The sequence below is a fragment of the Cylindrospermum sp. FACHB-282 genome (assembly GCF_014697195.1).
Lineage (GTDB): Bacteria > Cyanobacteriota > Cyanobacteriia > Cyanobacteriales > Nostocaceae > Cylindrospermum.
In genome coordinates, this window is record NZ_JACJRJ010000010.1 from 23,299 (window position 1) to 49,440 (window position 26,142).

The following is a 26,142-nucleotide window of genomic DNA, read 5'->3' on the forward strand; positions in this document are numbered from 1 at the left end:
TGAAAATGAAATACAAAATTGTCCTTCAACACAGTGAAGAAGATTGTGGTGCAGCCACTTTAGCCACGATTTCCCAACACTACGGACGCACCTTTACCCTTAACCGGGCGCGGGAAGCTGTTGGTACTGGGGCCAGAGGAACTACTCTATTGGGATTACGGCGGGGTGCAGAAGCTCTGGGATTTCATGCTAGGCAAGTTAAAGCCACTCCTCAACTAATCAACCAATTAGATCAAGCTCCTTTACCTGCAATTATTCACTGGAAAGGCTACCACTGGGTAGTATTATACGGGCAAAAAGGCAAAAAATATGTAATTGGCGACCCTGGCATTGGTATCCGTTACCTGACTCAGCAAGAGTTAATCACAGGTTGGAGTAATGGCGTAATGCTGCTACTGCTTCCAGATGAAAGCCGCTTTTATCAACAAGAATCAGATAAAATTGGCGGTCTTGGAGGTTACATCCAACGGGTTTACCCCTATCGCTTTATTTTAGCCCAAGCGATCGCCATGAACATCGCTATTGGACTCCTTTCCCTAGCATCTCCCTTCATGATGCAACTACTCACCGATGATGTCTTAATACGGGGAGATACCCAACTATTAACCACCGTCGCTATTGGCGTCATCACCCTGAACTTAATTAGAAGCGCCATTAGTTTAGTACAATCGCACTTGATCGGTCATTTCGGTCAAAGATTGCAATTAGGATTGATTTTAGAATACGGGCGCAAGCTCTTACATTTACCCCTATCTTATTTTGAAGGACGACGCAGTGGGGAAGTTGTAAGTCGCATTGCTGATGTCAACGCCGTTAATAAGTTAGTTTCCCAAATTGTCCTCGGATTACCCAGTCAATTTTTTATTGCTGTAGTCTCTTTGGGCTTTATGCTCTTTTATACTTGGGAGTTAACTCTAGCTTCTATAGTTGCATTTATCATTGTTACGGCTGTTAACTTGCTTTTTTTACCAGCACTGCGCCAAAAAACCCGCAATATGATTGTTTCTGGTACAGAAAACCAAGGTTTTTTAGTAGAAACATTTCGTGGGGTACAAGTCTTAAAAACTACCCAAGCTACACCCCAAGCCTGGGAAGAATATCAAGGAAATTTTGGGCGTCTGGCTAACCTAGGCTGGAGTACCATGCAGCTAGGACTTTACAGCAGCACAGTTACGAGTATTCTTTCTACATTTATTAATATTGGTATTCTCTGGATCGGTAGCTATTTAGTAATTAATCGTACTTTAACAATCGGACAATTGATTGCCTATAACGGCATGAGTGGCAATCTTCTTGGCTTTTTGAGTTCTGCCATCGGCTTAGTAGATGAGTTTATCACTTCCCAAATAGTCATTCAACGTCTGACAGAAGTTATTGATGCTACCCCAGAAGATGAAAATGATTTGAAAAAGCAGTGGGTAGAAATTGCTGCCAATACAGATATTACTTGCACTGAAATTAATTTTCACCACACAGGTAGAGTTGATTTATTGCAAGATTTTTCTGTAACTATTCCTGGTGGTCAAGTAATTGCTCTAATTGGTAAATCTGGCTGTGGTAAAAGTACCCTAGCAAAATTGATTACTGGTTTATATAAAGTTCAGTCAGGGAATATTCGCTATGGTCTTTATAATCAGCAAGATATATCTTTAGAATGTCTCCGGCAACAGGTAATCTTGATACCACAAGAATCACATTTTTGGAGTCGTTCTATTATTGATAATTTCCACTTCAGCTACCCTCATATCAGTTTTGAAGAAATTGTCAAAGCCTGTCAAATTACTGGTGCAGACGAATTTATTAGCGAACTACCAGATAAATATCAAACTGTCTTAGGAGAATTTGGAGCTAATCTTTCTGGTGGGCAAAAGCAACGATTAGCCATAGCTAGAGCAATAGTTACTGACCCACCTATTCTGATTTTAGATGAATCTACAGCCGCACTCGACCCAGTGAGTGAAGCCCAAATACTAGATAGGCTTTTAGACCATCGCCAGGGTAAAACTACTATTTTGATTAGTCACCGTTCTCAGGTCATCCAGCGTGCAGATTGGATTGTATTTTTAGAAAAAGGAAGTTTAAAAATCCAAGGTACACCAGAAGATTTGTGTAAGGTTTCAGGCGAGCATTTACACTTCTTAGATCATGTTGTTTTGAGAATGGGTTAGTGCTGTTACCAATTCTATGTAAAGTTGCGCCAAATAAAGCGCATCTTCATCTGCTGCTGTTCATACATTGTGCATTTTGAACTAACCATGACTAAGAACACAGATTTTTTACCCCCAATTCAAACAGATCAATTTCTTCCACCGATTAGCCGTTGGACTACCTTTGGAGGACTCTTTATTCTCTGTGTTCTGGGACTAGCAATTCCCGTCGCCGCAGTGGCCAAATATAAGGTGACAGTCAAAGGAGAGGCAGTTGTGCGTCCATCGGGGGAATTGCGAATTGTGCAGGCTGCAACTGAAGGTCAAGTTATGCAGATTTATGTCAAAGAAAATCAAGTTGTCAAAACCGGAGATGCGATCGCCATCATTGACGACTCCCGTTTACAAACTAAAAAAAGCCAACTGCAAACTAATATTCAGCAAGCTCAGTTGCAACTAGTGCAAATCAACGCTCAAATTCAAACCCTTAACAGTCAAATTAGAGCCGAAACTGAGAAAGTTAACCGGATTATTACTGGTGCTGAAGCTGAATTTAGCGATCGCCTGCGGCAATATCAGGATAAAAAAATTACCACTGTTTCTGAACTCCAAGAAGCTCATGCTAATATCCAAATTTCTCAACAAGAATTACAAATTGGCAGATCACAGTTAGCAACAGAACAAGCAAATCTTAATTCTATTCAAGCAGCTTTGGATGCAGCCTTAGCCAAACAACAGCGATATGATCCCATAGCGCAAACAGGAGCATTATCTAAGAATCAAGTGGAGGAAGCACAATTAGCGACTAAACAGCAACAACAAGCACTGAAAGCCCAAAAATCACTGATTGAAACCAAAAAACAAACAATTAAGCGGCTACAACAAGCTGTATATGTTGCAACTACTAGAAAACAACGTGCTAAAATAGCCGTAAATCCCAGTGATGCAGAAGTAAAAATTGCTACTGAGCGTATAGCCCAAGAAAAAGCCGCAGGTGAAAGTAACAAGGCAGTTTTAGACAAAGAACGTCAAGCAATAATTAAGCAACGCATTGAAGTTGAAAAACAGCTAGAGCGTGATGCTAGCGAACTAAAACAAGTGGAAATCGAAGTCAATCAGACCACTATTACTGCTACGGCTGATGGTATTATTTCTCAAATAAACTTGCGTAACTCTGGTCAAACTGTGCGTCCTGGCGAGGAAATATTGCAGATTGTCCCCAGTGATGTTAGTCAGATTGTTAAGGCAGCAGTGGCATCTGAAGATAAAAATAAGCTAAAAATTGGTCAACAAGTCCAAATGCGGGTTAGCGCTTGTCCCTACCCAGATTACGGTACTCTCAATGGTAAGGTCGAAGCGATTTCTCCAGATGCCATTACTCCCCAACAAAATGGTACAAATGGATCTATTTCTCATACCAATACTAGTCCGAAAGCAGCAGCACCAAATGCCTTTTATGAGGTGACTATTGAGCCGGAAAGCCTGGTTTTAGGTAAAGGGAAAAATCTGTGTCACATTCAATTGGGAATGGAAGGTAGAGTTGATATCATTTCCTCTGAAGAAACGGTACTGCAATTTTTCTTGAGAAAGGCTAGGTTAATTGCAGATTTGTAATTTGACATCCTCATAGGAAATAGTACTTACTTTCCTTGACAAATTTACCCTCTTTTCAGGCTTTTTCGATGCGTCTCTTTATGCATCCTACACGTAGTGTGCGTTCCCTAATGCACAATTTATAGGATTTTCAATGAATAAAACCGATGAATATATTTACCATTTTTTGTCAATGCGTAAGTCGTCGGAAAGTAGTGTGCGTTCCCTAACGCACAATTTATAGGATTTTCAATGAATAAAACCGATGAACATATTTACCATTTTTTGTCAATGCGTAAGTCATCGGAAAGTATACCCGGATTTCTCACAATATTTCTGTCGAGCTTAGAGGATGCTTTTATTTTAAAATAAAAAAAACTGGAAGCTGTTCAAGTTTTTGAGCTTCCAGTATTTGCTAGATAAATTGCCAGTTTACATAGCAGAGATAATCCTATTTGGGAGGAATTGGATTATCATAGTTGGTTGAAAGAGAAGCGTATCAGCTATAAGTTCTACCAGCCAGGACAACAATTTAACCGTACTCTTTCAATTTCTATGCCTGTTTTTAATGCGAAACCTGAGCCTTTTAGACTAAGGTGACACCAACCACAGTACAAGAAGTTAGATAGCCATTCAAAGCTTAGATTGGGTAAGCCACTACTCCAATCTATTTTTGCTCAAACTTCCTAGAAAAAGTAACCACCATGAGAACGGTTACATCGTTAGTCTTCGTTTAGGAGTTATCTAATCCATGAGATACTGACTGCTTTAGCAATCAGTTTGATATATTGCATGGTTAGAAATTAAGATTGATTTTAGGGTTGAAAATGAATATGCTTGCCAGTCACCTCGGTTTAGGTTGTTATTTATAATTTATAATACTTTTTCTGTGTATAATTGCCACTTTGGCAGATTTCTCCGGGTAATTTATTACTCCTTTGCTGCTGCAAGATTGCCTATTTATTCTCCAAGTTGGCGCTCTTGGCGTCTAATAAGGTACTTAAACCTTTGCCTACAGGCAGAATTTACACCTCTGTATCAAGGTGTAATCTATCCAAATCCAAATTGCTGTAGGGTTGGCAAAAATTGTAAAAAACCAGCCATGCTAAAGATTTTGAATCAGCATAGCTGGCTATTATGTACTCAATCAATGGTGGTTCAATATCTATTGAAGCAATAGATTTATTAAATAAATTCACAGAATTTCAAGGAAACATCTTGACTTTTTTCTGGGTTTAATTGAGATTTTATGGGTTGAGATTCTGGAGTTTGCTGTACCAACCACTGCTCCATGTTACCACCACGAACTTCTGCTTTTTGCTTTCCTACCACCTCAAGATAGGCTAGGTCTTTAATTTTGCTTAAGCAGCTTGGAGCAATATTTTTCTCAGTCCTTTTCTCAGCAACTTGGTTGGCAATTTTTATATTTTCATTGTGCTGTGAGTTTAACCGGCTCATGCGGGAGTTTTCTTTGAGTAACCGATTGTAAGTGCGGTAGGGAATGTAATGCAGGGGATTGTAGCCAACAAATCGTAGCATTAAAACACATGCCCAGGAATACTTCCCGGCAAGAATTGCTTCTACGACTTGGTCAAATTGTTCAGGATGCATTTTCTTATCTAAGTTGCTACTAATGCCAGGAATGTCTTGATTCATAGTGTTAGTTGTCTCGGATGAAGTAAACTAGTCCAGTTTCTTCGAGTGTTAGTGTTTTAATTGAGGTTTCCAAACTGCTGAAAACAGGGTTAGTTTGGGTAATTTTGTCTTTGGCTCGTAAAACCGGCAGTAAACAAGCTTTGGTGGCTATAGTTGAGCGGTTTTTGGACTCTGAGCCTTCGAGGCTGGGATTTGCTTTTGTTGGGTGTGACTGACTGTATTTGACCTGATGATTATTTCCATAAGCTCACCTTTGATTGAAAACTTGACTGTTTTGAATCAAGTCTGTTTACTGCATACCATAATTTCCCTGATTCCCTCCGTGGTTCCACAGCCCTCACCCACTGGGATTGGTTGTTAGGGTTGCCACCCCCTATTGGTTACTACTCGGCGTGGCTCTTGGTAGATGCAGTTTTACCCTGAAGGAAATTTTCCTACCCCTAATTCAATTACTTTCCCTGATTATTTGTTGTGTAAGTTTTTGCTAATAAAATCTGAATATTTTCAGGAAATTTGCATTTTTATTAGCTTGGCGGAGAAATCTATTTAAACCCTGATGCTCAAAACCTACATTCATATTTATACTATTTTTGGCTGTTAATGTCATCCGCCGATTTATTATGCTTATAAGTTATATTTACTCAGCATCTTTAGATATTTCCTGGTGGACTGCATATCTTTATTTTATGTCCTATTATTTGATAATAAACAGGGGGTAACACCCCTCATTTAATATGATTTAAAACTATATTTGCTCTGAAGCTACTGGGAAATATTACTATTAATTTTGCCTGTAGAAGCTAGTATATAAAGCAATAGTGATGCTATTCGCCAAATTTAAATAGGCTAGTTTTATTGAAACTATTGTCTATATCTCATTGATTAAATATTGTTATCTGCCTGGTAAAATATCTTGTGTGGGAAGATTCTTGGCATTGGCTAATCCGCACAAATTACAATAAAGTTATTGTGTTTATTGCATTGTTTTTTTTTAGTAATTACAAATAAAAAACTTATATAAATTCCTATTCAATGGTATGATCTATTAACCTTGATATCTATTAGACTTGTATACAAAAACACCCCCTGAAGGAGGTGAGATGAAAATAAATTGTAGCTGTTTTAACAGAAGCAAGTTAGATTATTGATAAATTAATAATTAGTTATTTTCTAGAGATTTTTGCTATGTTGATTTACTAATAATTTTCCTGGTTTTTGGGAGATGACTGATTAAGCCAGGTGAGATTACAGTGGCAATTGCAGTTGAGCTAAGTGGGAATAAAAGCCGCCAATTGCTATTAGTTCTTGATGAGTGCCTTGCTCGACGATGATACCTCGGTTGAGGACGAGGATACAGTCAGCATGGCGGACGGTGGAAAGACGATGGGAAATGATGAAGGTGGTACGATATTGACTAATTCGGGTTAAGTTTTTTTGAAAAGAGCGTTCTGATTCGGCATCTAGGGCGCTTGTGGCTTCATCCAAAATCAAAATTCCTGGTTTTCTGATCAGTGCGCGGGCGATCGCAATTCTTTGTTTTTGTCCACCAGAAAGCTGCAAACCACCATCACCTACAGGGGTGTTGTAGCCCAAAGGTAGGGACTCAATAAAGCTGTGTGCTTCTGCTAACTTGGCTGAGGCGATCGCTTGCTCTAGGGTAAACTCCGGGCTATACAGGGTGATATTTTCTAAAATCGTGCCGGAAAACAGAAAACACTCCTGTGGCACCAAGCCCAACTGACTACGCAACGACTGGGGCGAAACATCAGTAATATTATGCCCATCAATCAAAATCTGCCCAGTATCAGGACGATATAAACCAGCCAGTAAATTAACTAAGGTGCTTTTACCTGAACCACTCTCTCCGACAATGCCAGCTGATGACACCAAGATTGCCCGCGATACTTTCTTGAGGTAAGGACTGGCAAAGAGAGTCAAAAGTGCGATCGGCAAAATCCAACCCAGTGCTAAAATAGTCAGCTGCCAAAAGTGCGATGCTAGACTTGTATCCTTAGCAACTAAATTTAAAAGTTTAATAATAGCAGCATTGGGAGTGGGAAACTGGGGGTTAATTCTATATTTCCGCTCTCCCTCGACTCTTAACGACGAAGAGGAGTTCATGATTTTATTTTGGTGGTTGTAGTAAATTGGTTAACTTTTGCTAGATGAGCAATTACAGAAGAAAAGAGTTGGTAATTCTTTTGCCAGAAGGATTTAGCATCATTCCAACAACCTCTGGAAAACGCAATTATTTGTGTTTTTAATCAACAATTGCTTAGGTCTCATTTTTCAGTGGCTTTTCTTAAGTGAAAGTTGGTGAAACAACATTATTTAACTAGCAAAACCCAATTTTTGTTGACACCAGCCTGTCAGCCACTTAATCTAAGAATTTTGGATTTTGGATTAACGAGATACCTTATTTTATTCACGTCTTAGGCGGTATTTATTTCTATGGTTGCCATATTTTTGCCTTTTTAGATACGGTTTATTGGTAATTTAATAGCTAATAATCCCGTAATTTTTGGGATATTTTTTGACGCCATAACTTAATAAATCTGGGTTGAAAAATATTATGATAATAAAATCTTTCTTGAGAGAAAAATGTTCATGATGAACATAAGCTGAGGATTTTTTATGGATAACGCTGGCAGCATAGGCATTTTTTAACACTTTGGCTTCAGTTTTAAATCTTTCAACTCTTACCATTACTTATGTTTTTCTGCGGTTCCGGAAACAACCGCAAAATACAATCACAGAAGGAGATGTCTGCTTACCTGGTAAAAACAGGGACATTGAAAGCGGCAATTTTAAAACAACTCTGCGTTTATGTATGTATCGTTAGTTGCAAATTGCCAATTACTCAAATGGCGTTCAAAGTTTTTTGTTGAGAGTGGGGATAATAGGGATTTTGATTTGAGTGCAATAGAGACCTTGCATACAACATCTCTATTGCAGATAAACGAGAAGCCCTAGGAATGGGAGAATTCCTGTACCAAGTAAATTGCCCAAATAGCCATTGGCCGCAAATAAGTACTAGCACGGAAAGTGCCGGTGGTGGTGATGGCTTCCGGGGTGCGGAATTGCAGCCCATTGTCGTAAATTTGCCCGACAACAGCTTGTGTCAACTGCAATGCTTCATCCTGCATCCCCATCTGCACAAGAAAAGCTGCTAGCCCAAAATTAATCCCCGTCCAGACCTCTAGAGGATGAGTTGCGTGAGGATTTTCTGGTACACCATCAGGACGGACACCATTAGCAGCACCAAACTGACCATTAAAGAACTTTAAGAAACAAGCATCGTATACAGTTTTCAATGCCGAAAGGGCGCGATCGCAATTTACAATATCTGGTAATCCCAACAATCTAGCGTAAAACTGACCACACAACTGATCTGCCATTACCACATCAGAACCACTTTCACTATCCAGACGATAATATTGCCCATTCCAAAGCTTATCCTCATAAACCAGGCGAGATTGGGCCAACCAAGCCCCATAGATAGACCTTTGCCTCTCCAAATCCTTGGCGTTCTTGGCGTTTTGGCGGTTCGTTAATAAAATATCACAAATAGCGATCGCACTTTCCAAAGCTGCCAACCACAACCCCCCACAATAAGCACTCACACCCTGCAACCGCCAATCATCAAAAGTTTGGTCAGGTGCGCCAGAATTTTCTGGTATTCCATCGCCATCTTGATCAAAAGATTTCAAATAATCAAGAGTTTGCACAATCGCATCCCAACAATCTGCGAGAAAATCCACATCATCAGCACCCGTAAGCAGAAAATCTCGATATACTTGCAACACAAAATCACTGCCCAAATCCTTCCACAAATTGCAATCTTGATAGCAGGTATAGTTAGTTTTTTCCCAGACGTGTTCATTGGGTGCCCCCAAATCATGGGGTGTTGCACCTGGAATTTTGCGGACTGCTGTAGTTGTGTCTGCCCCAATGGTGTAATAGTAGCCAATTATCCGCTGATGATCATCACCTTGGGGAATTGCCCGTGCAAAAGCGCGAATTACCGATTTTTCTAGTTCAGGAAACAGCATCAGCAAAGCAAAAGAACCATACAACCGCACATCCAGACTTTCGTACCAGCGGTAATCTAAGCATTCCAAGACGGCAAACTGACCGAATGGGTCAAGTTCTGAAGCTGCACTCCAGAGAGTCCCGCCGCTGGTGAGGTCGTAAAGCTCATTAAAGAGAGCCATTTTGAACCAGTTTGGTAAATCTTCGCGGTCGAGGATAGGTTTTTGCCAGTTTTGAATCTGCGATCGCCAATTTTGATATTGTTGTAGGGATAGAGTAGCGATCGCCTCAGCATTCTCCCCACTGCGCCCAAAAAAGTCTGTATATCTGCGAAAATAGTTAACTCCCGCGGCAAATTCCGTCACCGGAAAATCCCAACTCAGCACAAAAGGAACCTCTAAACATTCCCCTGGTTGCAGAGTGAACCGCACAGCCAGCGCCGCCCCTATTTGGGTATTCTCTGCTGCTGGCGTCACATCTACATAATTAGGCAAAGAACCATCAACAGCAAAGCATTGCCACACCTCATTACCCGTACCAGCACAATTCCATCTATTGTGGTGAAATACCTCAACCTGGGGATGTTTTACCGTTGCAATGCACCAAGTCCCGTCCCCTTCCTGCACAGGTGCATCACTAGCAACCCGTCCCAAAACACAACCAACCTGTTGAGTATTTTCAATTAACTGATTATAATTTCCTTGACTTTCCCCCAAACATGGCTGATATTCATAAACCGGACTACCATCATCCCGTATCTGCACCTGTGGAGATTTCAGGGCATTAGTAAACCAGCCCACCATATTTTGCCAAGTCAGCATAATACTAATAGTGATAGGTGCATCTGTGGGGTTATGTGCCTTCCAGTTAAACACCGCCACAGGGTAGCTAGTTTCTTGGTAATTATTTGCCCAAACAGGGGAAAATTGCTCACAGCTTAACTGTGCTTGAAATACATTTTCATAGACAAACCAACTGCGCGGATAAAGTGCGTGATATGTGCCTGTTTCTTGTGGGGTGGGCATCTTGCCCGCCCTTGGTTCTGCAATACGGGGATACCATTGCCAAGCTGAGAGAGTGCCATCTTCTGGGAGTTCAGTAGATAAAGCATAAGCCTGGGAAGATGCGCCATCAGACTCAAAAACACTAAATTGACAAGCGGGGATATTTTTGAAAGTATGTTCACCCCCGTCAATATGCCACAGGTTAAAATCCCCCCGTGAAGAACGACCGATGCAACCTGCACCAAAGCCACCTAAAGGCATCCCATGCCACGGGCCATCATCAATATTGCTAGGGTAGCGAACAGTATAGGGTTTGTCCCAGCCGAGTCCAATGGGACGGTTCCAAGTGCAAGGGGGAATTTCCGGGTAGGGTAAAGTAGTCATCGCCTGATATCACAGATTTACGCTAATGAACACTAGCGCGATGTGTGATTTTTCTCAAGTCATTGGTTATGGGGTAGCAGCTAGGGAACTGAAAAATATATAGTGAACAACAAGATACCCGACTTCTCGAAGAAGTCGGGTATCTGAGCCTTTTGGTGATTAAAATATTGATTCTATATAGAATAGATGTTTCTCAAGGTTTTTTCAGGTTTGAGGTAATAGTTCACTTTGATGATATTTAAATTTTTCTGATAGGCTTAAAATATCACATTTTGATATAGATGTAACCAGATTTATTTCCCGGTCTTTTAAGTAATGATAACATTGTGGTGGTCGAAAATCTGCCCATTCTTCTCTTAAACGTTTAAGTTTAATTGGTGAATCAAAGCTGAATGGTTTTTTGAAGAAAATAGCAAAAGCGGTTATCTTTACCAGCCAGTCATTAACTGCACCTATTAAAATAGTAACACTGAGGTGGCATGATCCTTAACCAGGCTTCTACAAATCCTTCCAAGCTTCATCTTTCTCTGGATTTAGCCAAACTTTGCTGAGTGACTTCCAGAAAAATAGCGTCAGCTAGAGTTGAGGGGGAGAAGTTCTCTAGCATTACGCTTGATTAAGCCTTTGAGGTAATTTTTTCTGTGAGCAAGATGCTTATTTTTCGTCTGCTACCTTGACTTGAGCTAGTGGTTTTTTAGTTACTACCTGACGAATCGGCAGTTCAACTACAAACTCTGTGCCTTTGCCGAGTTCAGAGTGGCAATATATCTTGCCTTTGTGTTTATCTGTTACTATTTGATAGCTGATAGAAAGCCCCAGTCCTGTGCCTTTGCCGACAACCTTGGTAGTAAAAAATGGATCGAACAGCCGAGAGAGTACTTTGTCATCGATGCCGAGTCCATTGTCACCTATACGAATGGCTATCCAGTCCTTATTCAGCAGGGAAGTAGAAATTCGGATTTCGCTGGGATTGGCGGCAATTGTGTCGGGGGTAGCTTGTGCATTTCGCTCTTCTAAGGCATCAATGGCATTAGATAGCAAGTTCATAAATACCTGATTCAACTGACCGGGATAGCATTCTATCAGTGGTAAGCTATCATAGTTTTTGATTACAGGAATGGTGGGGATATCAGGGGAAGGCTTTAAGCGGTTTTGCAAAATCATCAACGTACTGTCGATGCCTTCGTGAATATTTGCGGATTTGAAGTCGGCTTCATCTAAACGCGAGAAGTTCCGCAGAGAAGTGACAATTTCGCGAATGCGCTCGGTGCCGACTTTCATGGACTGAAATAATTTAGGTAAATCGTCGAATAAAAACTCTATTTCGGCTTTCTTTAAAAACTCTTGGATCTCTGGTGCGACGGTGGGATAATGATGCCGATAAAGCTCAACACAGTGAAGCAATTCTTGGGTGTATTGGTGGGCGTGTTCTAAGTTGCCGTGGATGAAATTAATTGGGTTGTTAATTTCGTGGGCAACCCCCGCCACCAGTTGCCCCAAGCTAGCCATTTTTTCTGCGTGGATAATTTGCATTTGGGCTGTGCGTAGCTCATTCAGTGCTTGGGCGAGTTGATTGGCTTCTTCACGGGTTTGACCTAATAAACTGGATTGTTGGAATAAGTTGGCTTGACGCAGGGCTACACTGAGTTGAGCCGCTACTTGGGTGACAAATTCTAATTCAGCCTCTTCCCAATCACGGGGATGAGTGCATTGGTGAATGCACAATAAGCCCCACAAATCATCCCCTTCCATCAACGGCACAACAATCTGAGCTTTGACTTGGAATCGCTCAATTACATCTAGATGAGGCACCTTGGAGCCAATGCTGTTGACATCAGAGATTACTTGCACTTGCCCTTGGCTATATTGGGGGGCGTACTGGTCGCCAAAGCAATAGTCTTGTACCTTGATGGCTAGGGCAGAATCGAACTTGGGTAGGACATCTTCAGCGATAAATTCACCACGGCAAAAACCGGCATCAGGGTCAAAGCGGAAGATGCCGACTCGATCCACCCTCAAAGATCGCCGCACTTCCTGTACTGTAGTCTTAAAGATCGTTTCTAAATCCAAGGATTCCCGAATTTTGACCACCAGATCAAATAAAATCCGCCGCTGTTCAGCCGATTGTTGCAGTTCATCAGCGCGAGTTTGGATTTGGGTCACCATTTGAGAACTTTGCAACGCCACTCCTAGTTGACTGGCCACCTGTCCCAAAAATTCCACTTCCACACTATCCCACTGGCGGGGGGCAGAATGTTGATAGGCAGCCAGCAATCCCCAGAGATTCCGTCCTACAAAAATTGGGGTCAAGGCATAGGCGCGAATCTTGAACTGCTCTAAAATATCTAGATGACAGCGAGAGTGTCCGGCTTGGTAAATGTCATTTACCGCAAAACTTTCGTTGTTGCGGTAGCGTCCACCTTTGGTTTCTTGCAGGTGGGTATCTTGCCAAACGAGATTTTTGCCAAAGGGATTGATGCTGTCCCACTGAGCCTCAACCATGCCAAAATGGCTGACGAATTCGCCAGTCCAGTCTGGATTAAAGCGATAAACGCCGATCCGCTCAACTCGCAGCATTTTACACACTTCTTGACAAGTGGTTTTCAGAATTAAATCAATATCTAGGGAAGAGCGAATTTTCCCCACGACTTCAGTTAGTGCCCGCTGCCGGGCGATCGCATCTTGTAAGGCAGAAGCCTGTTGTTTCGACTGAGCCAAGTTCTCGGCTTGCTGAATCGCGACTCCCAATTGTGCCCCCACCTGTCCGAGGAACTCAACTTCGTAATCTGCCCATTGGCGCGGTTCAGAGTGTTGATACGCCGCTATCAGTCCCCACAGTTTTGGCCCCATAAAGATGGGTGCTAAGGCATAGGCCCGAATTTTGAATTGCTCTAAAATGTTAATGTGACAGCGTGAGTGACCTGCTTGGTAAATGTCATTTACAGCAAAATTTTCGTTATTGCGGTAGCGCCCGCCTTTGGTTTCTTGGAGGTGGGTATCTTCCCAAACCAGATTTTTGCCAAAGGGGTTGATTCTATCCCACTGGGCTTCAACCATGCCGAATTGGCTAACAAATTCGCCGTTCCAGTCAGGATCGAAGCGGTAGATCGCTGCCCGTTCTACCTTCAGGAGTTTGCAGAGTTCCTGACAGGCAGTGTTCAGAATAATTTCGGTGTTCAGAGACGAGCGAATATTCCCCACCACTTCCGTCAAGGCACGTTGCCGCGCAATTGCGTCTTGCAGTTCTGCTGTGCGTTGTTTGGAAGTCTCTAAGATTTCTGCCTGCTGCATTGCTACGCCGAGATGGCTTGCGGCTTGCCCTAAGAATTCGACTTCGTGAGGGTGCCATTGCCGAGGAGCAGAGTGTTGATAGGCTGCAAGGATTCCCCATAGTTTTGCACCAATGAAAATCGGTGCGATCGCATAGCCCCGAATCTGAAACTGTTCTAACACCTCAATATGACAACGACAGTGCCCTGCATCGTAAATATCAGCCACGGCAAATGGCTCATTTTTACGATATCGCCCTCCCTGGGTTTCTTGCAAATGGGAATCTTCCCACACCAAATCTTGCCCAAAGGGGTTCAGAGTATCCCAGGGAGGTTCTGCAAAGCCAAAACGATTGATGAAGCTACCGCTCCAGTCAGGATTGAAGCGGTAGATTGCCACTCGCTCAATCTTCAATTGGCGACAAATATCTTGACAAGAAGTCGAACACAGAGATTCTAAGTTGACAGATGCACGAATCTTAGCCAGAATTCTCACCAAGATTTTTTGGTACTGAGCCGCTAGCTGTAGCTGTTTGTGAGATTCTTGCAAGTCTAAGCGGTTTGACGTTTCATAACTGTTTGTTGTCATAGAGTATAAAGAAAGTTAAATATCTGTTTTCCGTGTTCCCTAAAGCTATAAAAAAATAGGGGTATGCTTGAGCATACCCCCACACTGAAAACTCAGCTCTAACTAAGAAGCATTTTGTAACTCAGCTGTGCGAACTGAAAGCTGCTGTGTCTGATTACCCCGTTGCACCTTCACCTGCAACGCTTGACCCAGGCGACTATCTTCCACAATGCCTTGCAACTGTTCGGCTGTGGTGATTGGTTGTCCATCAATTTGAAGAATCACATCGCCGCGTCGGATACCCGCAGATGCTGCTGGGGAATTGGGGATAACTCGCATTACCAAAACACCATTAACTTCAGGAATGACGATCGCCGAATTCGGGTCAGTGTTATTCTGTTTGGCTAGCTCTTGTGTTAATGTCACCATTTGCACGCCTAAATAGGGGTGAGCAACTTTGCCATCACGTTGCAATTGAGCGGCGATCGCTTTAGCTTTATCTATAGGAATCGCAAACCCAATCCCCATGGCATCAGCCCGAATCGCTGTATTAATTCCAATCACCTCACCTCTACCGTTTAATAATGGCCCCCCAGAGTTACCAGGGTTAATGGCGGCGTCGGTTTGAATGAATTCTAAGCGTTTATCACTAATCCCCACTTGGGCGCTGGAACGTTTGAGAGTGCTGACAATCCCCAAGGTAACAGTGTTATCAAATCCTAAGGGATTACCAACTGCGATCGCCCAATCTCCAACCTGTACATTATTAGAAGAACCCAAAGGGGCCACAGGTAAATCATTCCCAGCGTTAATCTTCACCACCGCCAAATCTGTCACTTCATCAATCCCTTGCACCTTACCTTCAAAGGTGCGACCATCTTTGAGGCGGACTGTCACCTTATCAGCCTGATCCACTACATGGGCATTGGTGAGAATTAACCCACTCTTGTCAATAATAAAACCAGACCCCAAACCGCGTAATTGCTCCGTGGGTGACTGTTGGGGCAACCCTTCACCAAAAAACCGCCGGAAAATCGGGTCTTCCATAAATGGATCAACACGGCGAGTAATCGTCCGCTCTGTATCAATCCTGACCACCGCTGTTCCCACACGATTCACTGCATCTGTAACAAAGCTACTGCTACCAATAGCAGCCGTTGCAGGTGATTGCCTCTGAGCAACTATTCCCGGTGCTTTTGCTAAAGTTAAGGCATTGGGCGCAGGTTCTGCTTGAGAGGGTAACACCCACAAGCTACCAACCGTGAGCAAAATTCCCAAAGCAACTGCTACAACATAACCACTGAGTTGGCGTATAGACTGGGATATTTTGAGACTTTGCATAATTACAACCTAATCTAGAAGCCTAGTTTTTACTTAGTCGTGACAAATCTATCTACATTTATTTTTACAGCTTGGTTGAAAATCCCTGAGTCGTGACAACTCTCACCGCTAATTGCAAGCAATGTAGCGGGAGCATCTCAGATTCACAAATGAGACTTTCTGCTTCATAGGCTGACTACTGTCTAAGCCTCCACAGACAGGAATCGGTAGTCCAACCGATCCACGCTTCAAAATATTTAGCGATGCATTCCAGTCCCTATCAATAACTAATCCACAGGAACAGCTATGAACACGGACTGAAAGGGCTTTCTCAACTCTCTCACCACAACTTGAACAATTAATACTAGTTCCTCTTGGGTCAACTCCAAGTGTCAGCTTGCCGCGTTTTACCGCTACTGCTTGCATGATTTCCAGGAATGCACCCCAAGCAACATCTAGTATAGATTTAGCTAGTCGTGTCTTAGCCAGTCCTCTAATATTCAAATTTTCAAAAATAATTAAGTCATAGCAATTAATCAACCAATGAGAGACATGATAATGAAACTCTTTTCTTTGTCTGGCAACGTGCAAATGGGTACGAGCAACTTTGTTAGCCTGTTTTTGGTAGTTCTTAGACCCTTTAGACTTATGTGCAAGCTTGCGCTGCTGACGGGCTAATATTGCCTGTGCCTTGCGGTAGTACTGCGGCACTGCAATACTTTGCCCATCACCAGTAGTTAAAAACTTTTCTAGCCCGACATCTATGCCAGTAGCGGTTTTGATTTCATCAACAGGTAATAAGGTGGGAACGGTTTTATCTTCTATTGATAAACTGCAATACCACCCATCAGCTTTTCTTAGAATCGTCGCCTGCTTAATTTCAAATCCATCTGGGATAGGACGGTGTAAGATAACCTCAATTTCACCAATCTTGGATAGTTTGAGAACGTTTCCAATTAAGTGTGCGCCAGCCTTGGCATTGTTAACACGCGGGAACGTGAACGAGAGAATATCACCACGCTTTTTAAAACGCGGACGGCCTCCCCTTTTCCCGTTCTTGTCAGGCATCAACCACCGCTTCCATGCCTTATCCAACCTCATCAGGTTTTGCTGTTGGCAGTCGGTATAGATGTTTTTGTAGTCGGGAAATATGTCTTTAGTTTGCTTGAGGTCTGAAGCTTGTGTATAGTAATCAGCCTTGCTTGGTATCTCGCCAATTGGCTCACAAACCAAACTGCATCGGTCAATTTGCGACCTTGTACGCCTTAGCCAATCTAGTCTTTGCCCTAGTGCGTAGTTATAGTGACGACGCAGCAACTCACCCCAAGTTTCAAATGTGGCTATCTGTTCCGATGTAGGGCGTAAACGGTACTGGTAAGTTAGGCGCATAGTTCGGTAGAGGGACTTGATTAAAGAGAGAATTAGGGGGGAGTTACTAAATCCACAGCACAATTTAAAGGCTTGTGCAATTTTGCAGGATGGTCCGTGAAAAAGTTCTCAGTAACAGTTTTAGGCTATCAAAGTAATGCTCACAGCATATTAACTAAGGCGTCGATAGCGTTAATGCAATCGGTTTTGTACTTTTCTTGAACTTGGACTCGACGACCACCAATATCTAACTTCCCACTAGGCAATCGATAGAACGGACACCCTCTTGCAAAAGCAACAACTCCTGTAGTTTGAAAGTCTCGAATGCTTACTATACCTTGCTGGACTTCGGGGAAAGTAAAGATTTCATGATTCGAGTTGATTAAACTTGCTACATCCTGCTCAATTGAACGTAGTACAGCAGCATATGCAGAAGCAGGCCCCATATATTGAGTAATGCGGTTTTTAGCGACTATATGCACTTGAGGGAGTGAGCGATTGGACTGTTCTAATTTATTAGCAAATGCATATTTTGAATATACCTCGGAAGGCAATTTCAGCCCATATATGAGAGAGAATGCGTTTTGGATCGCCCTTCGAGAAGAATCGTCAGCCATTACTGGCAATATAAGAAGGTTTGTAGTTGATAAGGCAATTTGTGTATAAATTGAGAAACTCGGATTAGCATCAATAAACGCCACATCGTATTCATCTTTCACTTGGTCAAGAGCATCTTTAATCCAGTCAATAATTTCAATCCACGGATCAATGCCTGGAATTTGTGCGTTTGACAAAGTATTGATTGCATTGGCTTGTAGTTCAAGCAACGGATCTCCGCAAAACAAATCTACATTCTGCGGAATAGTTGGATTGTATTCCGCAGGCTTAGTTAAAAAATCCTGAACTGAAAAATCAGGCGCTGCAAAAGGGGAAGGAAGTCGTAACTGAAAATATCCGCCAACACTACATCGAGGCATCAGCCCCTGTCGCTCTAATAGGTTTTTGCTGCCAAAGTTAGTTAATCCACCCAAGAAAAGTTCAGATAGATTGGCTTGAGGGCACACATCAACTACGAGTATCCGCTTGCTAGGGTTTCTATCTGCATATCGACAAATAGTTTGAAACGCTAGGCTGGTTTTCCCTGTACCACCTTTGTTGTTCCAAAATGCATATGTCAGCATAAGTATTTTTTAGACAGATTTATGAACTACAAGGACAGGATAACGTCCATAGTGGACTATGGCAAGTCCAAAGTAGACAAATTTCTACGTATTCGGAATTAATTACAAAATAAATGCAAGGGCTGTAGTGGTTGAGGAGTTGTTGAAACAGCAGCGTCCTGGGGGAGCGCTGAATAGGTGATATATGTGTAAGAGCAAATGAACGAGGTTGACTAATCAGATAAATGCTTGGGTTACTTTTTCGCCTCCATTGCTACAGCTTCTTGACTGCATTGCATCGCCTCACTTAGTGATAGTAAGAACTTAAATCTTATGTTGAGAAACAAAACAGTCCAAATAATTAAGAAAATTGCCGACTTCGGGGGTATCGAACCCTACTCAGCCAGCCCTCCTATCCCCCATCACCACCAATTGGAGTACCAATGTGGCGGGGAGTACCCCGGAGGTTCCGATGGAATCTTGAACTACAAAGCTATGATGGAGATTCACCTTAAAAGGTTCGGGTTTTACCCATTAATCAAAATTTTCGATAGCTCAAGTATCCGTAAAAAAGACAATTTTCCACGGAGTACAAATAAATAAAAAACTGACAGCACCCATTACCCCTGAACCATTGCCTCTAGGATAGGATCTTAATCAATACCAGAACCGTGATCACCTATGAATCGCTCAAACCGATTAACTAAAGAATCCTTACCCATATCCCAGCAAGCAAAACATACCCATGATCACGATCTAGAACACAACCACACAGATCATACTCCTGGGTCTGGAGAATCGGTTCATCCTCACGTCCATAGTGAAGAGTCTCTGCGGCGAATTGTCAACCGATTATCGCGGATAGAAGGACACGTTCGCGGTATTAAGACAATGGTGCAGCAAAGTACCCCTTGTCCTGACGTTTTATTGCAAATTGCCGCTGTGCGTGGTGCATTAGATCGGGTAGCGCGAATTGTCCTAGATGAACACTTAACTGAGTGTGTTGCTAGAGCAGCCAAAGAGGGCAATATGGAATTTGAAATAGAACAATTGAAAGCTGCTTTAGATCGGTTTTTACCTTAGCAAAATAAAAGTTTTCTATAAACCCCAAATCTGCCAATTCTCCGCCATATCATTTATATGATTTTTTCTGTGCAGGACGTTCGGCGAAGCTCAGTCGAGCCGCGGACTTTTCTGTGTAGCCTCTATTATTTCCTAGATAATACCAAGAAATAAAAATGATGGCGACAGATGAACAGAGAAAACCCAGATACACCAAGCAGTTTCCAATCTAAAATCTAAAATCTAAAATGGTATAATCTTTGATTGTGTGCAGATGCATATTGAATTCCCCAGGGCATCTATGATCCAAAAAAACTATCAATTTAACTATTCTTTAACTGGCAAAACAGATAGGCCACTAATTTTGTTTTTACACGGCTTTATGGGTAAGATCGATGAATTTGATGAAGCTATAAAATTATTATCTGATGAATTCGCTTATCTAACTCTTGATCTCCCCGGACATGGCAAAACTCAAGTTTTCGGTGGAGATGAATACTATACAATAGAAAATACTGCCCATGGCTTAATCAACTTATTAGATGAGTTAAAAATAGCTAATTGCTTCTTAATTGGTTATTCAATGGGGGGTAGATTAGCTTTATACCTCACCCTAAACTTCCCGGAACGTTTTCTCAAAATTGTCCTAGAATCAGCTTCCCCAGGATTACCAACAGATGCAGAACGATTAAACCGCATTAAACTGGATTCCCAAATAGCCAGAAAATTAACCAGAATTGTTGATAAAAGTGTTTTTGCGGCTTTTCTAGCCAATTGGTACAATCAGCCAATTTTTGGTGATATCAAAAATCATCCAGGATGCGATCGCATGGTAGCCAGCCGTTTACAAAACAATCCACGGGAATTAGAGAAAGTACTGCGCTTTATGGGTACTGGCTACCAACCTTCTTTGTGGGATAAGCTACAAGAAAATAAAAGTCCTCTGCTGTTGCTAGTTGGCGAATATGATAAAAAATTTATAGCTATCAATACAGCAATGGCCAATAGATGTGAATTTTTCCAGCTAAAAGTAGTTCCTCATGCTGGACACAATATCCATTTGGAAAACACTTCGGCATTTGTGCAGAATGTGAGAAGTTTTTTGATGCATTAGGTTAGCGACTATAGCCATTTTCAATCCTATAGAATACAGCACAGCACTGCTGTGCCCCTAGTTTTTACCTTTTAGTTTACTGGTAGGTGTAGGCGTCAACTTGGGTGATGCTGGTTGATTAGCTGCGTTTAATTCTTCTTGCAACACCTTTTGATAAACTTTAGGTAAAAAACGAGTATTAGAATTAGTTTCTATGCCATATCCCAAACTTGTCCAAGTGGGAGACAATCGCCGCAAAACTTCATTTAACTTTCCCTGACGCAGCAGTTGAGAAATGTCAGTTTCCCAAACTCGTGAATCACTCAACCAACGGTAAACCACCACATCTTGATACTCTGGTTCAAAACTATAACCAGTCCAAAACATTAACTGTGTCGGGCTTGGGTGATAGCGGGGAGCAATATGATACCAAGTAGTATTGATGATTTGATATCTGCCAGCAGCCGTGGAACAATTACCAGTGTTCGGCCCTGCGACAATAGTGACGCATATCTCCGGATGACGGCTGAGGTCATTCACCTGCTGTCCACCATATAACAGAGAATAGGGACGGTTCCCACTGGCCTCACTTGCTGAGATGGTTCGCATTAAAGCACGAATGTAAGGATCACCGCCTTTCATCACTAACAGAGGCTGTTTTCCGCCTAAAACAGGGTCAGTAGGCGATCCTCCCCAGGGAATCTGCCCAAATTGCAAATCGTCAAAAACATACCACTGAAATAGATATACGAAGCCGAGAAGGGCAGCTATTGGGCCAATCAGCTTTTCAATGCCTTTGAGTTCAACGCCTTTCAGATTTAGACTCCTTAAAATTTGCTCTCTTAGCTAACAACAATCATCGACGGCCTCATTTCGGCAAAGTTAACACAATATAGACAATAGAGACGTTCCATGCAACGTCATTTATTTCATCAGGCGACGTTAGCGAATAACTCGCCAAACTTTTTAGAGGTAGCCTCAGGTTTAGCAATAATCTCGACAATTTTATTACGTGCGGCCGATTCAAACAGGGACTCGATACAAACCAGGGCGACTTTTTGGCGGGGAATGCTACCATCGAACAATGTATCAGCACCCTGCATCACTATTGGGTTGAGATCATCTTCATTCTTCAACCCCCCAGGTCGCACAATCGTATAAGTCAGTCCACTTTTCTGGATGTACTCCTCAGCTTGTTTTTTCCACAACAAAATCAGCCAAAACAGATTTAACGGATGAAATAACTGGGAAGTACACAAAGAGGAAACAAGGACAAAATGCTCAATTCCCTTTGTCTTAGCAGCATCTACTAAATTTTTAGTACCTTCAAAATCTACCTTATAGGGCCCAGTGGGATCAAAGCTGGGTTTTGCACCAGTAGCGCACAGCAGTACTGTACTATCACCCAAAGCAGCAGACAGGCTTTCTGGTTGCAATACGTCCCCTACCACCAACTCGACTTCAGGAGACAAAATATCTCTAGCTTTCTCGATATCGCGCACCAAGGCCCGGACAGGAATATTCCGCGCTATCAGTTCTTGGACAATCCGGCGACCTGTTTCACCTGTTGCACCTGCTACAAATGCTTTCATGATAAACGCTATCCTGAGAAACTAAATATGTGTTTATTTCGTTCTTTATTTTAGTGATTTTATGAAGGTGATGACGGATTGTTGAGGTTTCCGTCAAAATGGAATCTCAGTACAAAAAATTCCTGCCAACCTGGGAATTATTAATATAGGCAAACGCCAAAGTATATAGGAAACCCATTTATGCTGCCAAGAAAGGGCGAATATCAATCTTTAGAAATAACAGAACCAATTTTACCTGTGGCGTTAAGCGTAGCAGAAGATGAGAACCCATTAAAAGAAGCAAATGTATCCAATACAACAAAATTTCATGGCCGTTATCAAGACTTTATGGAAATGTATGCTCCTGTAGAGGTGGTTGCTGAGTATATTGGTGCTCACAAATCTTGGTTTTATCGCTGCGCTGAACCCATGAAGGTGCAACCATTGGGAGAAAATGGCTATGCTTTAGTAATTGGTCGTTTTGGATCTTTTGGTTATGAAGTAGAGCCGAAGGTTGGTTTGGAATTATTACCGCCAGATGGAGGTATATACCGCATCCGCACTATACCCATACCTGACTACCAGCCACCTGGTTATGATGTGGATTATCGAGCATCGCTACAGTTAATCAAAAATGTGGCTAATGATGTATCTGCCAATGTCGGTGAGATTACACGAGTTGAATGGGATTTGGATTTGACGGTTGATCTGCAGTTTCCTAGATTTATTCAGCGATTGCCTCAGTCTTTAATTCAATCTACAGGCGATCGCTTACTTAATCAAATCGTTCGCCAAGTCTCCCGTCGCTTAACTAAAAAAGTCCAAGAAGATTTTCATCAATCCTTCGGTATATCGTTTCCTGTCAAATCTCAAAAAAAGCGCTGAATCAATGTCATTAGTCAATAGGTAATGACTAATGACCTGTTTGACCAATGACTATGCTTTACTGAGAATTCTTTGGACAATTTCCACCCCAGAGACAGCCTGCCAGACAAAAAGCCCCAAAAGCCCAAAATTCAGCAGAATGTGAGTCACACGCGCCCAATTTGCCCCTTTTTGCATAAAAGGAGATAGGGACGCAGAAAATGCAATCAGACAAGTCATGCCAAGTCCTGCTAGCAGGTGAGAGGAAACAAACAATTTACCATTATTGATGTAGGTGACAGCCATGCCACCAATGGCACCTGCAACCATCAAAGCTAAAAGTATAGACCCGATTTGGTGGTGTTTGAGGCTATATTTCCCTTTAATCAATTCTTTCTTTTCTTCGCCCTGAGCATTTCTGGTACGCTGTATTTGCAGCCCCAGGTAGGCAGCATAAATTGAGACTGCTAATAGCACCCACATCATTAGCGGGTGAAAAAAGGTAAGCAAAAATTTCACCGATGGGGAAAGTTCTAGACTCATCGTGTTCTCTTCTAATTATTAAATCTTCATAAAACTTAGTATACCTTGATTTTGTGTGCCTAAAGCAGGGTAATAGGTAGTGGGTAATAGTTTTTTCCTATTACCTGTTACCCATTACCAACCCTTAATAATTTTTCATCGCCCGTTGAATATCGCGCTGATCTTGGCGGCGTTTCAGGTCTTCTCGTTTGTCGTGGAGCTTTTTACCTTTGCCAAGGGCGATACTCACCTTCACCCAGCCTCGTTTGAGATACATTTTCAAAGGGACTAATGTTAAACCCTGCTGTTCCACCTTACCAATTAGCTTGCGGATTTCTTGGCGATGCAGCAGCAGCTTGCGCGTGCGACGGGGTTCATGATTAAAATATTGTCCACTAGCGTTGTAAGGCGAGATATGCATGTTGATTAGCCATGCTTGGCCATCGCGAATTAAGGCATAGCCATCTTGGAGATTGACTTTACCCTCGCGGATCGACTTCACCTCTGTTCCTGTCAACTGAATTCCAGCTTCGTAGGTTTCTAGGATTTCGTACAGATAACGGGCTTGTCGATTGTCGGTAATAACTTTGTAACCGTCGTTCTGATCACTCATTGAAAATTTTGCTTGCGTTAAATATTGCCTGAAAAATTATTAGACTGATTTTTGACATTCCCACGGCTTCTAGCCTTGGCATTCTTGGTTTAGTAACATCCTTCTACACCATATTTGGTTTGGTGTGAGATATTTATTCTTTACTCCCAACCTTACAGGTTTACCGCATCTAGCCCCCACTGAGAACAAATTTTGTTCTTTGGTACTCTATTATTTAATATTTTAGCCTTGCAAGCTTTCGGAACACAGAATTCCCTATCTATAGTTTTACAGATGTCTTGCCTGATTCGCTACCGCCAGATGATGGGTAGACGCGGTAGCCTGGCTATTTTTAGTCGAGGGTGGGTCAAAAGATGGTGAGTGATTACTCCAGTTACGTGATAAGTTGTTACGAATTACAAAACTCTCTGTGGTTATTAGGTGCAGAGAGTCCCAGGTGCGTTAGACTTCTTTAACACTTCCTCAGGATTTAAGATTTTCTTTAGAAATCAGCCCTCAGGCAGTCATTAGCTGGTAATCCTGTCATAGTATGAAACATAAGAACACTATTATTGCCTGTGTTCATTGATAGTGCTCATAGAAGCAAATTTCTTAGTAAAAAAAATGCTAGGGGTTTATTGTCCATGCCCTTGACGATCCTTGTGGTGGATGACGACCTGGGCACTCGTCTGTCTATTAGCGATTATCTTGAACTGTCTGGCTACTCGGTGATTACGGCTGATGACGGTCAAGAGGGTTTGGCGATGGTCGAAAAGTACCATCCTGACTTGATTGTCACTGATATTGTCATGCCACGGATGAACGGCTATGAGCTGGTGCGCCGGGTGCGTCAACAGCCAGCATTTCGTTTATTGCCTGTAATTTTGTTAACAGCACGCACAAAAACCCAGGAAAGAATTCTGGGCTACCAATCAGGGTGCGATTTATACTTGCCCAAGCCTTTTGAACTAGAAGAGTTAGCGGCAGCGATTCGCAATCTTCTGGAGCGATCGCAAATCATTCAATCAGAGTACCGCTTTTCTCATAGAGACAATTTCGGCACTTCCACCGCAACAAAAGCAGTGGATGCCCATAATCCTCTGTTCACTCAGATTCACGAATCCCAGATGCTGTCATCACTGACTTCCAGAGAGCAGGAAGTCCTAGAGCTATTGACTCATGGTCTGTCTAATGCCGACATGGGTCATCAGCTACACCTAAGTCCACGAACTGTGGAAAAGTACGTTAGCAGTTTATTGAGAAAAACTTCAACAAACAACCGAGCGGAACTAGTACGTTTTGCCATGAAGCATGGTCTAGTGGAATAGAGTGCTGAGTTAGTAGCTTTTTCCACTACTTACCTGCCCCTTAGACATCTAAATCAGTACTCAGGACTCCTTCTATGTATTTGAGCAGACCTTCACAAGCATCAACAAGTAGATCAATTACCTGATTAAACCCCTCTGTACCACCATAATAGGGGTCTGGAACTTCTTTGAGGGTGTGTTTAGAGCAAAAATCACACATCAAATGGACTTTATGGTGATACTGCCCAGAGGGGTCAACAGAGAGGATATCGTCATAATTCTGTCGATCCATCGCCAAAATCAAATCAAATTCTTGAAAATCTGACTTTTGAAACTGACGGGCTTGACCACGCAGTTGAAATCCCAGCTTTGTCGCCGCCGCCGCACTCATACGACGGTCAGGTGAGCTACCAATGTGATAACTAGAGGTACCAGCCGAATCGCAGATCACGCGTATGCCTTTGGCATCGGCGCGGTCATCGCTGAAACCAACCTGCTCAATAAGATGATTCATAATATTTTCTGCCGATGGCGATCGGCAGATATTACCCAAGCAGACAAATAAAAGTTTGTAAGGCATATATTATATTTTGTGCTTTGTCATTAGTCCTTTGTCGTTAGTTATTGGCT

18 protein-coding genes and 1 pseudogene are annotated in these 26,142 nt (G+C 42.3%); 6 read left to right on the forward strand and 13 right to left on the reverse strand.

Annotation, left to right across the window (positions count from 1 at the left end):
- Window positions 1-5 precede the first annotated feature (5 nt).
- Both H6G32_RS07155 and H6G32_RS07160 read left to right on the forward strand, forming a co-directional pair.
- Entirely contained in the window at window positions 6-2,168 is a 2,163-nt protein-coding gene (locus H6G32_RS07155; protein WP_190456564.1) for a peptidase domain-containing ABC transporter, read from the forward strand.
- Window positions 2,169-2,255: 87 nt separating this feature from the next.
- On the forward strand, window positions 2,256-3,761 hold the full coding sequence (locus tag H6G32_RS07160) for an HlyD family efflux transporter periplasmic adaptor subunit (RefSeq protein ID WP_190456566.1): 1,506 nt from the start codon (window positions 2,256-2,258) through the stop codon (window positions 3,759-3,761).
- A 1,164-nt stretch (window positions 3,762-4,925) separates the two neighbouring features.
- Here H6G32_RS07160 and H6G32_RS07165 read toward each other — a convergent pair.
- From H6G32_RS07165 to H6G32_RS07200, 8 genes and pseudogenes are all read right to left on the reverse strand, one after another.
- Window positions 4,926-5,396 (reverse strand): HetP family heterocyst commitment protein, encoded by a 471-nt coding sequence (locus H6G32_RS07165; RefSeq protein WP_190456569.1) that lies wholly within the window; start codon window positions 5,394-5,396, stop codon window positions 4,926-4,928.
- Window positions 5,397-6,641: 1,245 nt separating this feature from the next.
- Window positions 6,642-7,271, reverse strand: a pseudogene (locus H6G32_RS07170) (ABC transporter ATP-binding protein); the annotation flags it as partial.
- Between the two features lie 621 nt (window positions 7,272-7,892).
- A complete protein-coding gene (locus tag H6G32_RS07175) occupies window positions 7,893-8,102 on the reverse strand; it encodes a hypothetical protein (RefSeq protein ID WP_190456570.1) in 210 nt (69 codons plus the stop codon).
- 263 nt (window positions 8,103-8,365) lie between these two features.
- Complete coding sequence (locus H6G32_RS07180; protein ID WP_190456571.1) at window positions 8,366-10,816, reverse strand: GH116 family glycosyl hydrolase; 2,451 nt, start codon at window positions 10,814-10,816, stop codon at window positions 8,366-8,368.
- A gap of 654 nt (window positions 10,817-11,470) precedes the next feature.
- Window positions 11,471-14,674, reverse strand: coding sequence for a GAF domain-containing sensor histidine kinase (locus H6G32_RS07185; RefSeq protein WP_190456574.1), 3,204 nt, complete (start codon window positions 14,672-14,674; stop codon window positions 11,471-11,473).
- A 102-nt stretch (window positions 14,675-14,776) separates the two neighbouring features.
- Complete coding sequence (locus tag H6G32_RS07190) at window positions 14,777-15,994, reverse strand: HhoA/HhoB/HtrA family serine endopeptidase (RefSeq protein ID WP_190456576.1); 1,218 nt, start codon at window positions 15,992-15,994, stop codon at window positions 14,777-14,779.
- A gap of 108 nt (window positions 15,995-16,102) precedes the next feature.
- Window positions 16,103-17,362, reverse strand: coding sequence for an RNA-guided endonuclease InsQ/TnpB family protein (locus H6G32_RS07195; protein ID WP_190456577.1), 1,260 nt, complete (start codon window positions 17,360-17,362; stop codon window positions 16,103-16,105).
- 140 nt (window positions 17,363-17,502) lie between these two features.
- Window positions 17,503-18,522 (reverse strand): ParA family protein, encoded by a 1,020-nt coding sequence (locus H6G32_RS07200; RefSeq protein ID WP_190456578.1) that lies wholly within the window; start codon window positions 18,520-18,522, stop codon window positions 17,503-17,505.
- A gap of 660 nt (window positions 18,523-19,182) precedes the next feature.
- Between H6G32_RS07200 and H6G32_RS07205 the strand changes: the two genes are divergently transcribed.
- Together H6G32_RS07205 and menH are read left to right on the forward strand one after the other, a co-directional pair.
- A complete protein-coding gene (locus H6G32_RS07205) occupies window positions 19,183-19,584 on the forward strand; it encodes a metal-sensing transcriptional repressor (RefSeq protein WP_190456579.1) in 402 nt (133 codons plus the stop codon).
- A 280-nt stretch (window positions 19,585-19,864) separates the two neighbouring features.
- Window positions 19,865-20,677 carry a 2-succinyl-6-hydroxy-2,4-cyclohexadiene-1-carboxylate synthase gene (gene menH, locus H6G32_RS07210; protein WP_190456580.1) on the forward strand — a complete coding sequence of 271 codons (813 nt, stop codon included), beginning with the start codon at window positions 19,865-19,867 and terminating at the stop codon, window positions 20,675-20,677.
- Between the two features lie 57 nt (window positions 20,678-20,734).
- On the opposite strand, the gene H6G32_RS07215 is transcribed toward menH, so the two are convergent.
- Window positions 20,735-21,490: a glycoside hydrolase family 24 protein gene (locus H6G32_RS07215; RefSeq protein WP_190456770.1), complete on the reverse strand. Its 756-nt coding sequence runs from the start codon at window positions 21,488-21,490 to the stop codon at window positions 20,735-20,737.
- Window positions 21,491-21,588: 98 nt separating this feature from the next.
- Window positions 21,589-22,248 (reverse strand): SDR family oxidoreductase, encoded by a 660-nt coding sequence (locus tag H6G32_RS07220; RefSeq protein WP_190456581.1) that lies wholly within the window; start codon window positions 22,246-22,248, stop codon window positions 21,589-21,591.
- A 180-nt stretch (window positions 22,249-22,428) separates the two neighbouring features.
- On the opposite strand from H6G32_RS07220, the gene H6G32_RS07225 reads away from it, so the two are divergent.
- Window positions 22,429-23,112 carry a DUF1997 domain-containing protein gene (locus tag H6G32_RS07225; protein ID WP_190456582.1) on the forward strand — a complete coding sequence of 228 codons (684 nt, stop codon included), beginning with the start codon at window positions 22,429-22,431 and terminating at the stop codon, window positions 23,110-23,112.
- Between the two features lie 51 nt (window positions 23,113-23,163).
- Here the strand turns inward: H6G32_RS07225 and H6G32_RS07230 are convergent, their stop codons facing one another.
- Window positions 23,164-23,634 carry a DUF4079 domain-containing protein gene (locus tag H6G32_RS07230; protein WP_190456583.1) on the reverse strand — a complete coding sequence of 157 codons (471 nt, stop codon included), beginning with the start codon at window positions 23,632-23,634 and terminating at the stop codon, window positions 23,164-23,166.
- 124 nt (window positions 23,635-23,758) lie between these two features.
- On the reverse strand, window positions 23,759-24,226 hold the full coding sequence (smpB, locus tag H6G32_RS07235) for an SsrA-binding protein SmpB (RefSeq protein WP_190456584.1): 468 nt from the start codon (window positions 24,224-24,226) through the stop codon (window positions 23,759-23,761).
- Between the two features lie 623 nt (window positions 24,227-24,849).
- Here smpB and H6G32_RS07240 point away from each other — a divergent pair.
- Window positions 24,850-25,533: a response regulator transcription factor gene (locus tag H6G32_RS07240; RefSeq protein ID WP_190456585.1), complete on the forward strand. Its 684-nt coding sequence runs from the start codon at window positions 24,850-24,852 to the stop codon at window positions 25,531-25,533.
- Between the two features lie 40 nt (window positions 25,534-25,573).
- Here H6G32_RS07240 and H6G32_RS07245 read toward each other — a convergent pair whose 3' ends face one another.
- Entirely contained in the window at window positions 25,574-26,092 is a 519-nt protein-coding gene (locus H6G32_RS07245; protein ID WP_190456586.1) for a low molecular weight protein-tyrosine-phosphatase, read from the reverse strand.
- Window positions 26,093-26,142: the final 50 nt, after the last annotated feature.